The sequence below is a fragment of the Agromyces sp. CCNWLW213 genome, from assembly GCF_037199545.1.
In the GTDB taxonomy this organism is placed as follows: Bacteria; Actinomycetota; Actinomycetes; order Actinomycetales; family Microbacteriaceae; genus Agromyces.
This window is the reverse complement of the sequence record NZ_JBBBDX010000002.1, coordinates 546,150-562,018: the sequence shown is the minus strand read 5'-3', so window position 1 is coordinate 562,018 and position 15,869 is coordinate 546,150. Positions and strand designations below refer to the sequence as shown.

The window sequence follows — 15,869 nt, the reverse complement described above, 5'->3', positions numbered from 1 at the left end:
CCCCCCCCCCCCCCCCCCCCCCCCCCCCCCCCCCCCCCCCCCCCCCCCCCCCCCCCCCCCCCCCCCCCATGACTCGGCTCATTGATGCTATTGGTCTCGTAATCCTCTCTACATAGGTTCATCCTTCCGGCGTGAGATCCTGATCGGCTCGGTCGGGGGGCGACTTGCGTAAGCTGAAGCTGGTGATTTCCGCTAGCCCGGCAACCAAGTCAGCGGCCCCGGCGGTAGCTTAAGGGCCAGTCCGACCCACGGGCGCGTCGTGCTCTTCGCTCCTCTTGCGGGATGGACTTGGACACGAGTCCCTCGTCGGCCTCTGTGGTGTTGGCCTTGAGCGCACGGTTGCCGCCTGCTGGCAATTCCTCCTGCGGCGCAATAAGAGCCTTGATGTCCTCGTCGTCCTGCGCAAGGCAGACACGTGCTCAACGAAGCTCTGGAACGCGGCGCGCGCCTGCGCCTTGTGCCGATCCGCTTACTCGCAGGTCATGTCCACTAGGTCGTCCTCGAGCACCGCCTCGACGGCGTCTGTGCCATCCAGGGGCTCGGGCTCGGGGGGCCCTGAACTCGACGATCCGCCGTGCTCTTGGTTCCTGTGTCGAGTCTTCGGTCGTGGCCGCCTGCCTTGGCGCCACCGACTCGTCTCGCGGTGGGTCAGAAAGGCCTGAATTCCGAGCTACTGCGCCGAAGACAGAGGCTCGCTCGCCCCGTCACGAGCACCTCGAGACAGTTGAGCACTCATGCCATGATCAAGCGGTGGACTATCCCGAGGGCTTTGGTGGCATCGCGGCAACGCTCTGTCTTGACCACTTCACCGATGAGGTGCTTCGCGAGTTGCTTCGTCCAGAAGCGAACGAGTACGAGTGCAGCTACTGCCAGCGAAAGGCCGGCGCTGACAACGAGCCGGCATTCGCAGTGCCGATGGACCTTGTCGGTGACCGTGTGTGGGAGGCCGCCACGTGGCTGTACGCGGATCCGGGATTCATCGAGTACTTCAACGGGGAACCCTGGAGCGAGGAGGCGCTCTTCGAACACAACGAGGTCCTCTACGACATCCTCGGCGACGCGGTAGACGAGGTAGTTGTCGATGACGTCATCGAGTCCCTTCGGGATGCCTCGAGCGACCGTGAGTACTGGGTGAGCAATGATAAGGTTTCGCAGTTCGCGCTCGGCTGGGGTGCGTTCGAAAGAACGGTAAGGACCGAGTCCAGGTTCATCTTCATCGGCTCCTCGGCGCGACCCGGATATGAGGACGAGCCACCTGCCCGCCTGGCGAAGTTCCTCAAGGCGTTGCTCACATATGTCGAGTCAGATCTCCTCGTGGAGCTGCCCACCGGGTCGAAACTCTTTCGCGGACGCATGACAGATGCCCTCGACAGACTGCGGTCAGACATCGAAGCGGAGCCGAGTTCGCAGCTTGGGCCAGCTCCGTCGCATCTCGCAGACGCAGGTCGCCTCAACGGCAAGGGAATCGGCGTGTTCTATGCGGCAGACGAAATCGACACCGCGGTAGGCGAGATAGCTCTTCACTCGCCGTACGACGAAGCGATCATCGGCGGATTCGTGACAAAGCGTCCCCTCCAAATCCTCGATTTCACGAGGAAGCTCACGACGCTCCCCAGCATCTTCGCGAGCGACGAGGAGAGCCGCACGCGCTGGCTGTTCGCGCGATTCGCGACGCACTTCACGGCCCGCATCACTGCGCCCGTGTTGCTTGATGGCCGACAGCTCGTTGATTACACGCCGACCCAGGTTGTGGCCGAGTACCTGCGGTACGTCCCCGAGACGCGCATCGACGGTATCGCATGGCCGTCACGTGTGAAGGCCGGGAATGGGAAAAACGTCGTGCTATTCCTGGGCCCGGGCGCCGATTTCCGGACTGACCCTCCCACAGAGGCCGAGCTGAACCGGGTGGGGGGTACCAAGTTGCCTACCCTCACGCTTTCACGCGACGACCTCACCGAGCACCGAGTGAAGCGGCGCGTAAAGGTGAAGCGGCTTCGACGGCCTGAGCCGGGCGAAGTCGACGACCAGCCGTACTTTATGCACTTCTAAATCTCGTAACCGGCTCAAGCCCAGGCACGACGGACTCCGCGCGCTTTGGCGTGACCGAGAAGGTGACATGTGTGGCTGGGTCGCGCCGACCCGCAGACAGATGTATCCGCCGAGCTCGCGTGGACCGATCGGTTGCGGGCGCCGGTCGGACTCGAGTACGGCGGGAATACCGGCGTCCCCTGGACGTTGAACTTGAGCGTACCCAACTCAAGTTCCCCCAGGAGGACCTAGGTGCCCGACAACTTCAACGAGGCCGGCGCGAGCTCGTTCGACGAGTTCCTCGCCCGCTACCTCGCGGGTGAGCAGGCCAGGCAGGCCCGGTCGATCGACCTCAGCCGGTTCCTGACCTCGCGCACCCAGAGCATCCTGCAGCGCGCCGGACGCTTCGCGCTCGAGCGCGGACAGACCGAGCTCGACGCACTGCACATCCTGCGCGTCATCGTCGAGGACGAGTCCGTCGCGCAGGCGATCACGCGCGTCGGCGCGAGCCCCGAGCGCATCATCACGGCGACCGAGGCGCGGCTGCCCGCGGCATCCGCAGGTCTCGACAAGCTCGACCAGCAGAAGATGAACGCGGCGACGATCACGCCGAGCGCGAGTCGCGCGCTGTTCCACGCGTACCAGGTCGCCCGCTCGAGTGGGTCGACGTACATCGACCCCGAGCACGTGTTCTTCGCGCTCGTGCTCGGCCAGGACGCCCCGGCCGGGCAGGTGCTGCAGCGCGCCGGCGTGACCGCCGAGGCGCTCGCGGCCGGGCTCGGTGAGCAGATCCAGCAGAGCGCCGGCGCCGAGGCGACCGGCACAGACGGTTACGAGCAGACGGATGCCGCGGCATCCGCCACCCCAATGCTCGACAAGTTCAGCATCGACCTCACCGAGCGCGCCATGAACGGCGAGCTCGACCCCGTGATCGGGCGCGCCGACGAGATCGAGCAGACCATCGAGATCCTCAGCCGCCGCACGAAGAACAATCCCGTGCTGATCGGCGAGGCCGGCGTCGGCAAGACCGCGATCGTCGAGGGCCTGGCCCGCGCGATCGTCGAGGAGAACGTTCCCGAGGCGCTGCTCGGTAAGCGGGTCGTCGCGCTCGACCTGCCCGGCATGCTCGCCGGCACCCGCTACCGCGGCGACTTCGAGGAGCGCCTCACCAAGACCATGGAGGAGATCGCCGAGCACCGGGGCGAGCTCATCGTGTTCATCGACGAGGTGCACACCGTCGTCGGCGCCGGCGGTGCCGGTGAGGGCGGCATGGACGCGGGCAACATCCTGAAGCCCCGCCTCGCCCGCGGCGAGCTGCACCTCGTGGGTGCGACCACGCTCAAGGAGTACCGCACCATCGAGAAGGACCCCGCGCTCGAGCGCCGGTTCCAGCCGGTTCGCGTGGGGGAGCCCTCGATCGAGGACTCCGTGCTCATCCTGCAGGGCCTGCGCCCCGCGTACGAGGAGCACCACGGCGTCACCTACACCGACGATGCCCTCCGCGCCGCCGTCGAGCTCAGCGCCCGGTACCTCACCGACCGCGTGCTGCCCGACAAGGCCATCGACCTCATCGACCAGGCCGGCGCGCGCCTGCGCCTCAAGCTGGGCGTGAAGGTGGATGTCTCCGCGCTCATCGAGCGGCTCGCCGAGCTCGAGGCCGACAAGAACGCGGCCGTCCGCGCCGAGCACTACGAGGAGGCGTCGCGGATCCGCGACGAGATCGCGAAGGTGCAGGAGCGGCTCGACGAGGCGACCGAGAAGGCGGCCGCGCAGGGGCGTGCCGTGGCATCCGGTTCGACGGATGTCGCCGACGCCACCGTCGTCGACGAGCCGCAGATCGCCGCCGTGATCTCGCGGGCGACCGGCATCCCGGTCAACCGCGTCACCGAGGGCGAGCGCGAGCGGCTCGCGAACCTCGAGGGCGAGCTGCACGCCCGGGTCATCGGGCAGGATGACGCGGTCACCGCCGTCGCCCGCTCGGTGCGCCGCAACCGCACCGGCATGGGCGACGCGCGCCGGCCCGTCGGGTCGTTCCTGTTCCTCGGACCGACCGGCGTCGGCAAGACCGAGCTGGCGCGCGCCCTGGCGTCGTCGCTGTTCGACGACGAGGGCGCGATCATCCGCTTCGACATGAGCGAGTTCGGCGAGCGCCACACCGTGTCGCGGCTCGTCGGCGCCCCTCCCGGATACGTCGGCTACGACGAGGCCGGCCAGCTCACCGAGCGGGTGCGGCGCAACCCGTACTCGATCGTGCTGTTCGACGAGATCGAGAAGGCGCACCCCGACGTGTTCAACCTGCTGCTGCAGGTGCTCGACGACGGCAGGTTGACGGACGGGCAGGGTCGAACGGTCGACTTCCGCAACACGGTGGTCATCATGACCTCGAACCTCGGCTCGGAGTTCCTCGCGTCGCGGTCGGGTGCGCTCGGCTTCGTGGCGTCGACGGATGGCTCGGGGTTCTCGTCGTCCGACGACGTGAAGGCCCGCGTGATGGGCAAGGTGCGCGAGGCCATGCGGCCGGAGTTCCTGAACCGCATCGACGAGATCGTGCTGTTCCAGAAGCTCTCGTCTGCTGAGATCGCGCAGATCGTGCGGCTCATGCTGGGGGCGACATCCGCTCGCCTTGCCGCTCGCGAGATCGGCTTCGAGGTGACGGATGCCGCGGTGGCGCTCCTCGCGGAGCGCGGCTACGAGCCCGAGTACGGTGCCCGTCCGCTGCGCCGCCTGATCCAGCGCGAGATCGACGACCGCATCGCCGACCTCTTCGTCACCGGCGTCCTCGGCGACGGCGAGGCGGTGCGGGTGGATGCCGCCGACGGCGAGTTCGTCGTGGCATCCGTGCCGAACGCGACCGTGGACCTCGCCGCCTAGCCGGCTCTGCGGGTCGAGGAGCGCCGCCGAAGCCGACGCGTCTCGAGACCCGCCCCACGCGCGAGGCCCGGTGTTCACGCTGAGCGCCGGGCCTCCGCGCGGGTGATCGTTGTGGACCCCGAACGAGGGCCGCCGCCTTGCCGAAGATGAGATAACCTCATCGCCGGAACTGCGACGTGCTCGATCACGAGGGGCGGCAATGTGGCAGGACGAACCAACACGCACGCCACAGCGGCGTCGCATCGCGATCGTCGGCGTGACGTTCGCAGTCGTCTTCGCGCTCAGCGGATGCACCGACGGCGCATCGCCCGCATCAGACTCCGAACCCTCACCACCGCCGACGACGAGCACGACGGCGCGGCAGGGCACGGTCGAATTCGACGGAACCAGCGTGGGCTACTCGTGCCGGGGTGAGGGAAGTCCCGCGGTGATCCTGGAGGCCGGGACGGATTCAGCCGGAACGCAGTCGTTCCCGCCGGCATTCGTCGACCCGATCGCCGACGTGACGACGGTCTGCACCTACGACCGGCTCGGCACCAGCGCCGGCAGCGACGATCCACCCGACCACTCCCGAAGCCTCGGTGACCTCATCGAGGTGCTCGACGGGGTCCTGGCTGCCCTCGAGTTGGAGCCGCCCGTCGTCGTCGCGGGCCAGTCGGGCGGGGGCAACATCGCCATCGCGTACGCCGAGGCGCACCCTGACCGGGTCGCTGCCCTCGTGACGATCGATTCCTATCACGACGATCCCGCGATGATGACGGCGATGCAGGCAGAGGAGGGCTTCACCTGGGAGGACAACCCCGAGCACATGGACTGGGTGCAGGCCTCGATCGAGCAGGATGCCTACGTGATGCCGTTCGGCGAGTTCCCGGTGCTCATCATCAGTGCGACCCAGGCTGATGAGGGAGGGGTCGAGAACCAGGCCCACTGGCTCCAGATCTCACCGAACTCCGAGCAGGTCGAGGTGGACGGTCCGCACGACCTGCAATCGGCGAATCCGGAGGAGACCTCCGCGCCGATCGTCGATCTCGTCTCGGGCCTGTGAGCCTGCGGACCGCCGTGGGTCCGTGATCCTGCTCCGCCTGGTCGCGGGAGGTCAGCGCCGGCCTCTGAGCGGGATCTCGTGCGCGAATGGGGCATCCCGGCCAGTGGAGCCCCGTCCACGGCACGAACCCCGCGCGGCGATCAGCATCCGCCTCACACGCGAACCGTCATCGCGACGAACCCCTCCGGGCTCCCCACGCCGAGCAGCATCGAGTCGACGGGGTACGTGGGAACGAACTCGCGGGCTCGCGTGACGGCCAGCGCGTCGGGCGCCTCTCGTCGGGCGATCGACCAGAGGAGGTGGCCGCGAATCGGGTCCCAGGCGCGGACGTGACCGCCCCACTCGGCGGAGACGAGGATGAGTCGATCGCCGAGCCGGACGAACTCCATCAGCTTCACCGGGTCGTTCGGCGTCTCCAGCCCGGTCGCCCGAGGGCCGTTCTCGTCGAAGAGCCGTATCGACCGGCGGTCCGCGACGGCGAGGAGGAAACCTGCGTCGCCGAGCGTGCTCAGGGCCGCGGCCGGCGGGACGCCAGGGTCGAAGCCCAGCGGAACCGAGGCCTCCACGCCGTCGTGACGGCGGACGACGGCTTCGGCCCGGCCGACGAAGCCGACGGCACCCCGAGTGGAGACCAGGTGGCAACGCTCGCCGAGCGACGTCTCCGAGAGCACCTGCCCATCCGGTGCACGCATCGCGAAGCGATCCGCGATGACGCTCACGCGCACGAGCCCGAGCTCGTCGTGATCGGCCCAGTACATCGACGGGGGGAGACCGAACACGTCGAGCTCCTCGCGCCACGCCCACGACGCCTCATCGAGCCAGGCGCGCGCATCCCCATCGCGTCCGATGGTGCTGAGGATGAAGCGTTCGTCATCGAGACCGCCGGAGGCGAGTCTCGAGACGCCGCCGGGGTGCACCATGATCGCGTCGCCGACCTGCCGACCCGCGACGGGATCCCAGAACCTCACGGTTCCGTCCCCATAGCCCACGATGACGGCGGGCGTTCGGTCCGGCGCCCTGCCGATCGCGAGCGCCGCGGCACCTCCGAACGCGTTCTCCGGGGGGAGGGTGTGATCTGGCCGATCCCAGTATCGGAGGGAATCGGCGTCGACGGAGACGATCCGGCGTCGCTCGCCGAAGGGCGCGGCCGCGACGGCCGAGACCGGCCGGGCGTGGCCGTGCAGGGCGACGGTCTCCGCGGGCGCCCCCCCATCGCCCGGCAGGTCGCCGATGCGCAGGTCCAGCCGGTCGGCGAAGATCGCCGCGCGGCGTTCCGGCTGGAGGTCGAGACAGATCGCAGGCGAGCCGGTCGTCCTCCAGTCGATCGACCTTCCGTCGTCGACGACGTCGAACACCGCCGCTTCATGGTCGCCGCCGAGCGCGAGCAGCGCGCCGACGTGGTCTCGCGCCGCCACGTCGATGGCTCGGATCGACGGCAGGTCGTCGAGCACGACCTCGGGCTTCCCCTCGGCGAGGTCGGGCTCCAATCCGTAGACCCGGCCCGTCGACGTGCCGATCGAGAGGAAGGTGCTGCCGTCGTCGCGCCGGAACGCCGCCAACGCGCTGACGCCTTCGATGCCATCCAGCGGGAGCTCCCGGATGCGCTCGCCGCGGTTGTCGTAGCGGAGGAGGCGGGCGCCCTCGACCGCCCACAGCTCGAGCTGGCCGGTCGCGGAGACGCCGAACGCGAGCGCCGACGGATCCGAGAGCGCGGGCTGCAAGGGCCAGAATCCCAGCAGGCGGCCGTGTTCGTCGAACTGCACCAGGGCGGAGATCGCTCCGAACGCCGCCATCACGACGTCCGTCGAGCCGCTCACGACGCCGTGCCGCAGCGCGGCGGGTGCCGCCGCGACGCCGTAGAGCGGCGTCATGACGGCGCAGTCATCGCGCTGCACGACCGCGATGACCGTCTGGAAGCTCGGAGTGATCAGCCCCGCCGAGAGATGCATCCACGGCGCCCGGGCGCCGACCATGGCCTCCAGGAGGTACGCCTTCCGGTCGGCCACGTCCGCGTCCTCTTCGAGGAGCGGGCGTGCGCGTCGGTACGCCCGCTCCATGGGACTGTCCGCCGCGCTCGCCGACAGTGCGGCGCCCAGGCGGGACGGCTCGGCGACGGCGAGGAAGTCGAGGTCGCGCACGAGCTCGCTCAGCATCACGTCGTCGGCCGCGGCGTGGTCGGCGAGGTGGCGGCGAACGTACCAGTGCGCTCGCGCCCAGTCGCGCCCACCGTCGGCGATGGGCACGGAATCGAGCAGGGCGCGGGCGATCGCGTGCTCCACGCCCCTGGCATACCGCTCCCACGCGCGGCGACGTCCCGTTCCGGCGGCATCGTCGGTCGGTCGCCGTTGCAATGTCTGGGTGAGCCCGTCGTGGAACGGGCGGAAGACGGACGAGTCCGAGGGTGAGCCGTCCTCGACGACGTACGAGCCGCACCGGCTCAGCAGCATCCGAACCGCCTCGTCGTCGATCACGGCGTCGAAGTCGCCGTGGTGCTCGGCGATCGCCCGCGCGACCGGCACCCAGACCTGCTCCCACGGAAGGCCCGACCCCTTGGCCCACGCGAGAGCCGTGAGCAGGTGCCGCGCCACCGGCTCGAAATCGCCGAGTCGGGCGAACTCGCTCTCGAAGGCCTCCACCACGGTCGGGATCGATGCGGCGAGCTGCTCGTCCACGCGGATCGGTTCCGCACGGCTGCGCACCGCCCGGGCGAGGAGCTGGGCGATCAGGAACGACTCGGCTCGGCGCTCGCCCGAGGTCGAGGAGCTGGCGCGAGCCGCAATGGTCCGTGCGACGGCCTCCACGTCGGCGCCATCGCGGTACGGGGTGGTCACCTCCGGCTCGTGACGTGCGAGCAGCAGACCGCGCGCGTACCCGGCCAGGGCGTCCGGATCCTGGTACCCGGGGTCGTCGAGGTCGATCTCGACGTGCTCGGCGCGCACGCCGCGGGCGATGTGCGGCCGAGCGACCAGCAGCACCCTGAGCGGTCCCGCCCTGGCAAGGCCCTCCGCCAGGGTCACCACGCCCGCCGGATCCGACGCCTCATCGGCGCCGTCGATCACGACCACGCGCGGATCGAGGTGATCGAGTTCGCCGGACGCCGCAGACTGGAGCAGCGACGACCGCCGTTGAGCCTCCCACCCGAGCGCGTCCGCCACCCTCGCCGTGATCTCGGTGAGCGTGAGTCCTCGCACATGGAGGCCGTGCACTCGTGTGCCGGTGGCGAACACCGCGTTGGCGTGCTCGGCGAGGCCGGTGCCATCCGGTTCCCGGATCGAATCGAGGAAGTCGCGTCCCGCCGTCTCGGTCGCGAACACGGGAAGCGCCGCGACCGTGGACTTCCCGGATCCCGGACTGCCGGTCAACACCGCGAGCGACGGACCCTGCGAGAACCAGGCGGCGATCGAGTCGACCGCAGCGCGCCGGCCGGTCGTCCCGCACAGGTAGGAACCGGAACGCGGCGCTCCGCCTCGCAGCCGCGCGAGCCAGTGCTCCTGATCGTCGAGGGTGAGCCCCTCCAGGCCGGGCTCGTATTCGGGGTTGCGGAAGAACCGCGGGTTCGTCCGGTAGGCGCCTCGTGGTGGGAACAGCGCGGCGACCTGCCCTCCGCCGTGCCCCAGCAGCTCGTTGACGTGGTCGATGACGCTCACCAGCGGGATGAACTCCGTCGCGCGTCCCACACGCGGCCGCGTGAGCGCCTCCTCCAGAGCGGCCGCGAACCGGCCGTCGACCGCGTACTGCGATTCGCTGGCCGAGGCGATGGTCCAGACGCGGGGATTGCCCTCGTTCGCCAGCTGCGTGCCGAGGACGTCGATGCCCGCATTGCCCGAGAAGCAGCAGTCGAAGATCACGAGGATCTCGGGCTGTTCGGCTGCGGCGGCGTTCGGGCGACTCAGTCGTGAGGGCACTTCCGCCGGTTGGATCGCCGTGTCCGACAACCGTCCCGGGTCCGAGTCGGCTGTCGCGGCGAAGTAGGGCAAGCCGTCGGGCTTCACGCCGTGGCCCGTGTAGTAGACGATGCCGGTGGGCGCTTCGTCGCGGATGGCGCTGAGTTCGTCGTGGAACCTCCTGGCGGTGATGTTGACCAGGTACCCTCGCTTGGCAGCGACCGCCGGCGTGCCGCCGACCCGTGCGAGCGCCCGCACGATGCCCGCCAGCGACGTCGTCACCCCGGGGAGCGGATCGAACGCATCCCGGCGGCGATAGGTGGATGTGCCCGACGCGAAGAACCGCAGTCCACTCGTGTCGTCGGCCGACGGCGGGATCCGTCCATCGGAGCCCATCAGAGCGCTTCCGAGACGGCGCTTCCGACCTCTTCGGATGTCAGGTATCGCTCTGCGCGGTGCGGCTCGTTTCCATTGTCGACCCGGCGGTCGCTGATCGGCGGCGTGCCCTCAGGAGGCGCGAACAGGGAGCCGAGGACGGAGCGGAGCGCCACGATGTCGGACTCGTCCGCCACGTTCACCCATTTCGGCCCGGGCCAGGCGCCGACGCCCGATTGCGGTCGCGGGTCGAGGCGGTCGAAGACCACGTTCGGCAGCCCGAGGGGCGAACCGATCGTCAGGAAGAGCTTCACCGAGCTCGGTCGCGCTCGACACAGGTACTCGTACGCGACCACCGAACCGAGCGAGTGCCCGATCACGACCCGGGTGTCGTCGGTGACCTCGGCCGCGACCCGCTCCAGCACGGCCGACCTGGTGTCCGGTTCGTCGAGGAAGCGATTCACCTGCCTGAGGTTCCCGATGAACGCGCGCCGCGTGACCGCGGCGAACGGCTTCCAACGCAGCAGGGTCTCCAACATCACATTGAGGCTCGCGCGAGCGGGGCCCATGGCGCCGACCGGCGCGGCCAGGGAGGGGTCGGCGCGGATGGCGCCCTCCATGAGGGCCTCGAGCAGCAGCCGGTCGGCCGGGGAGTCGAGGTCCGCCTCCGTATAGGGCGGATCCCCGCCGGACATCGAACCGGAGGGGCGGAACAGCGCGCCGAAGTGCGCCACGCGCATCGAGCCGTCGGCGAGTGCGTCCGCCTGTTCACGGGCACCTGCCGCCTCGAGCCCGCCGCGAAGCGCGAGCAGCCAGCTCGCGGTGAGCTGCGGACCGGCCTCGTACTGCTGGCCGATCCCATGGATTCCCACGATCCGCGGCATAGGTACTGGCTACCACTCGCCGACGGCGGGGACAAGGGTCGGGAGGCACACGAGTGCCCGGCCCGATCCGAAGCGCCGGATGGCGCGACAACCCCGACGACGGCGGCCGCACCGCGGCCCCCCTTCGGGGACTGGAACCGGAGTGGTCCGTCCGCCACGCTGAGCGCCAGAGCGTCGTCGTTCCGCGACGCAGCGGAGCAGGCGACGACGCCGAGCCGAGGAGGCCTCGATGTCGGACCGTCCCGCCCGCGCCCGAACGACTCGCGCAGACGGGCGGCACGGCCGCCGACGGCGCGCTTCGCGCCCGGCCGCAGGTCTCGCGATCGCCGCGGTCGTTGCGTTCGTGCTCGCGCTGGCCGCGCCATCCGTCGCCGTCGCCTCGCACCCCGAGACGCAGATCACCGTCGCCTGCGCGCAGAAGTCGAACGAGCTGCTCAGGGTCGTGACGAGCACGTCGGACTGCCGCCCGCGCCAGGAGACGCCGGTCGTGATCTGGCCGGGGCCGACGCAGTTGTGCATCCAGCCGGACGGCTCGGTGCGCCGCTTCACCTCGACGAAGGCGTGCACGGGCATCAAGCCGCCGGGCACGGTCGTGACCGTTCCGACGAGCACGCCCATGTACTTCTGCGCGCCCTCGTCGGGCGTGCTGCGCCAGGTCGCGAGCCCGAGCCAGTGCACCTCGCGCGAGACCGCGTACGTGATCGGCAACCACGCCCCGCTCGACCTCCTGCTCTCCAACGCGAGCGTCGCCGAGAACGAGCCGGCGGGCACGGCCGTGGGCACGTTCTCGATCACCGACGGCGACCCGGCGAGCACGGCGACGTACTCGCTCGTCTCGGGCACCGGGTCCGACGACAACGCCGCGTTCGCCATCACGGGCGCGACGCTGCAGACCGCCGCCGCGTTCGACTACGAGACGCAGGCGTCGTACTCCATCCGCGTGCGCGCCGCCGACGGCTACGGGGGCAGCCGCGAGGAGGTCTTCGAGGTCCAGGTGACCGACGTCGTCGAGGACGTCGCGCCGACCGCGGTCGACGACACCGCCACCATCGAGGAGGACGCCGCGACGACCACGGTCGACGTGCTGGCCAACGACACCGATCCGGATGGCGGACCCATCGCCATCGACTCGGTGACCCAGCCCGCCGACGGGACGGTCGCGATCGCCGCGGACGCGGCATCCGTCACCTACCTGCCGGACGCCGGCGCCTGCAACGACGGCGACCCGGCCGACGACTTCACCTACGCGATCGTTCCCGGCGGATCGACGGCCACCGTCTCGGTCACCGTCACGTGCGTCGACGACCTGCCCGCGTCGGTCGCCGACGAGGTCACGGTCGCCGAGGACTCCGGTGCGACGCCGATCGAGGTGCTCGCCAACGACACGGATGTCGACGGCGGGCCGCTCGCCATCGCCACGGCGAGCGAGCCGGCCCACGGCACCGTGGTGCTCAGCGGCGGCCTCCCGGGCGCGAGCACCGGCCTGACCTACGAGCCCGACCCGGAGTACTGCAACGACCCGCCCGGCACCACCACCGATGCATTCAGCTACACGCTGACGCCGGGCGGCTCGACCGCGAACGTCGAGGTCACGGTCGTGTGCGTCGACGACGGTCCGGTCGCGGGCGACGACCTGTTCGCCGGCCAGGACGGCGCGGTGGGGAACACCGCGCTCGTGATCGACGACCCGACCGACGGGCCGCCCGCGGTCGACGGCCCGCACCTCGTGGTCGCGGGCGACCTGCTCGCCAACGACGCCGACCCGGACGGCGGTGGCGCGCTCGAGCTCGTCCCCGGCACGGTCGACACCGAGGACGGCGGCACGGCCACCATCCAGGCCGACGGCGACGTGGTGTTCCGCCCCGCCGCGGGGACCAGCTGCGAGGACGGCACCGACGCGTTCGAGTACACGGTGGTCGGAGCCGGAGGCGACGAGGACGCGCCGACCGACACGGGCCGCGTCTCGATCGGGCTGAGCGGCTGCGTCTGGTACGTCAGCAACGACGCCACCGGCGACAGCGGCACCTCGACGGCACCCTTCGACACCGTGGCGCAGGCCGTCGCGGCCACGCCCGGCGGCGACGCGATCTTCGTCTTCGCGGGCGACGGCACCACCACCGGGTACGACACGGGAGTGGCGCTGGACGGCGGACAGGACCTCATCGGCGAGGCGGCGCCGCTCGTGGTCGGCGGCCGCACGCTGCACGACGGCACCGGGGATCGGCCGACGCTCACGCACCCCGAGTTCGACGTCGTCGTCGCGTCCGCCGGCGGCAACTCGGTGGCCGGCCTCCAGCTCGATCCGACGGGCACGTTCGCGAGCGGAGTCTCGTTCGCGGGCGGCTCCGGTGCGGTGGACGTCCACGACGTGCACGTCATCGACACCGGCGACCCGGGCCTCGGGCCCGGCATCGAGGTCGCCGCGTGGACCGGCCAGGTGACCATGTACGACCTGACGATCGACGTCAACGGCACCGGCATCGCCGTCGCGGACTCGCCCGACGTGCTCGTCGACGGACCCGGTGTCGTCGCCGTGCGCGCGGTCGGCGCGCCCGCGCTCACGGGCTGGGACTCCGGGCTAGACGGGAGCACGTTCGACTCGCTCATCGCCGAGGACTCGCCGAGCGGCGGCATCCGGCTCGAGCAGACGACGGGCAGCATCACCATCGGGGCGCTCGACCTGACCACCACGGGCACCACGCCCGCCTTCCTCTCCGACTTCGCGGGGCCCGTCACGATCACCCCGACCGGACAGGCCGACATCGACGCCGACGGCGGACCGGCCGTGTACGTCATCGGTTCGACGGGCTCGTCGCTCTCGTTCGACGAGGTCAGCTCCGTGAGCGGCACGCACGGGATCTTCCTCAGCGGCACCGGCGCGGGCACCTTCTCGGCGAGCAGCGGGCAGCTCACGGCCGGAGGGACCGCGCTCCTCGTCGCCACCGGCAGCGGCGACGTCGCCTACGGCGGCACCATCGCCGACGGCGGCGGAGCGCTGAGCCTCGACGTGACCGAACGGACCGGCGGCACGGTGACCCTCTCGGGGCCGATCGCCGACGGCGACGACGCCGGCGGCGGCATCCGCATCACGGCGAACACGGGGGGAGCCACGGTCCTGTCGGGCTCCGCCAAGGCGCTCGCGACCGGCGCCGCGGATGCCGTGCGCTTCGACCTGTCGGACGGCCACGCGCTCTCGATCACGGGCGGCGGGCTCGACATCGACACCACCGGCGGGCGCGGGCTCGTGGCATCCGTCGCCGGGTCGATCGCCGTGACCGGGGCGGGGAACACCATCGACACGGGCACCGGCACGGCGCTCGAGGTCGCGCTCACCGACATCGCGGAGGCCGGCGTCACGGTCGAACGCGTCTCGTCCGACGGCGCGCCTTCCGGGATCGTGCTGACCTACACCGGCACGGCGGGCGGCCTCAGCGTCACCGGCCTCGGCAGCACCGACCAGGGCGGCGACGACTCGGGCGGCACCATCCGCAACACCACGGGCGACGGCATCGCGCTCTTCAGCACGGTCGAGCCGTCGTTCCGGAACATGCGACTCGCCGACACCGGCGGCAACGGCGTGAACGGCAGCCTCGTCGACGGGTTCGCGTTCACGTTCGGCACCATCACCGGGGCCGGGGACGCCGCGGGGGAGCACAGCGTCTCGTTCGACGACAGCACGGTCGACGCGAACGTCACTGGCGCCGTCGCCGTCACCGACAGCGTGATCACGGGCACCGAGGCGACGGGCATCAGCGTCACCAACGTCGCCGGCACGATCACCCACGCGGATGTCTCGCGGAACCGCATCTCGGACGGCGGGACGACCGCGACGCCGGGCTTCGCGATCGGGTTCGCCGCCGCCGGCGACGACGACTCGGTCGCGTCGATCACGCGTGCGACCATCCACGACAACGTCATCACCGACTTCCGCGCAGGCGGGGGCATCGTGGTGCGCGGCGGGAACCTCTCGGACAGCGGGCCCGCGGGCTCCGTCGGGACGCCGGGCACGACGAACGTGATCAGCGTGTCGGGCAACTCGATGGACGGCGGTTCCGGCGAGCCCGGGTCGCGCTCGCGCTCGTTCTTCTCGGGCGGGGTGCAGGGCGCCGGCATGGGCAACTTCGACGTCTCGGGCAACGGCACGACGGCGAACCCCCTTCGGAACTTCGACATGAACGTCATCGAACTCGTCGGATTCCGCCGCCCGACCCTGGAGTCGAAGGTGAACGGGAACGTCATCGACGCGCGGAACCTCCTCGGCTTCCGGGGCATCTCGGTCACGGCGACGAGTGACGCCGGACTGGCGGGGAGCGGAGCGCAGAAGACCCTGATCCAGAACAACATCGTCAGCGCGACGGCGGGATCGGGGATCCTCGCGAGCATCGGGAACTCGAACGGCACGCTGGACGCCCGAGTGATCGGCAACACCGTCGCCGCGCCCACGACGACGACGGGGACACCGGTCGCCGGCATCCGCGTCGAGTCGGGCTCGTCGCTCGGGTCGCCCACGCTCTGCCTCGAGATCACGGGCAACGCGACCGCCGGCAGCTCCAACCCGTCCATCGGCGCGACCTCGCCGGGCATCTCGCTGCGCCGCGAGAACGCGCCGAACGCGGCCTTCGGCATCGAGGGGCTCGCCCCGTCGCCGGCGGGCAGTCCGATCGTCGAGAACTACGTCAACTCGCTGAATGCGAGCGCCGCCGGCACGGTCGGCGTCGGGGGGACGGTGCTCGCGGCGGCGACGACCGGGTTCACGGCGTGCACGGCGCCGTGATGCCGCGG

At 70.6% G+C, this 15,869-nt stretch carries 6 protein-coding genes; 4 read left to right on the top strand and 2 right to left on the bottom strand.

Features of this window, described 5'->3' with window-relative positions:
- The first annotated feature begins 750 nt into the window (after positions 1-750).
- The 3 genes from WBQ80_RS06875 (at position 751) to WBQ80_RS06865 (ending at position 5,944) form a co-directional block, all read left to right on the top strand.
- The gene (locus tag WBQ80_RS06875) at positions 751-2,049 is read left to right on the top strand and encodes an RES domain-containing protein (protein ID WP_336570479.1); all 1,299 of its coding nucleotides are present in this window, start codon (positions 751-753) and stop codon (positions 2,047-2,049) included.
- 231 nt (positions 2,050-2,280) lie between these two features.
- Positions 2,281-4,899, top strand: a complete 2,619-nt coding sequence (locus WBQ80_RS06870) for an ATP-dependent Clp protease ATP-binding subunit (RefSeq protein WP_336570478.1) — start codon at positions 2,281-2,283, stop codon at positions 4,897-4,899.
- A gap of 427 nt (positions 4,900-5,326) precedes the next feature.
- Positions 5,327-5,944 (top strand): alpha/beta fold hydrolase, encoded by a 618-nt coding sequence (locus WBQ80_RS06865; protein WP_336570476.1) that lies wholly within the window; start codon positions 5,327-5,329, stop codon positions 5,942-5,944.
- A gap of 152 nt (positions 5,945-6,096) precedes the next feature.
- Here the strand turns inward: WBQ80_RS06865 and WBQ80_RS06860 are convergent, their stop codons facing one another.
- Both WBQ80_RS06860 and WBQ80_RS06855 read right to left on the bottom strand, forming a co-directional pair.
- Entirely contained in the window at positions 6,097-10,110 is a 4,014-nt protein-coding gene (locus WBQ80_RS06860) for an NACHT and WD repeat domain-containing protein (protein ID WP_336570475.1), read from the bottom strand.
- Positions 10,111-10,223: 113 nt separating this feature from the next.
- The gene (locus WBQ80_RS06855) at positions 10,224-11,087 is read right to left on the bottom strand and encodes a hypothetical protein (protein WP_336570474.1); all 864 of its coding nucleotides are present in this window, start codon (positions 11,085-11,087) and stop codon (positions 10,224-10,226) included.
- A 229-nt stretch (positions 11,088-11,316) separates the two neighbouring features.
- On the opposite strand from WBQ80_RS06855, the gene WBQ80_RS06850 reads away from it, so the two are divergent.
- Complete coding sequence (locus WBQ80_RS06850; RefSeq protein WP_336570473.1) at positions 11,317-15,861, top strand: beta strand repeat-containing protein; 4,545 nt, start codon at positions 11,317-11,319, stop codon at positions 15,859-15,861.
- Positions 15,862-15,869: the final 8 nt, after the last annotated feature.

Coding starts and splice junctions, on each gene's coding strand:
- WBQ80_RS06855 (WP_336570474.1), bottom strand. CDS start 11,087: ATGCCGCGGATCGTGGGAATCCATGGGATCGGCCAGCAGTACGAGGCC.
- WBQ80_RS06850 (WP_336570473.1), top strand. CDS start 11,317: ATGTCGGACCGTCCCGCCCGCGCCCGAACGACTCGCGCAGACGGGCGG.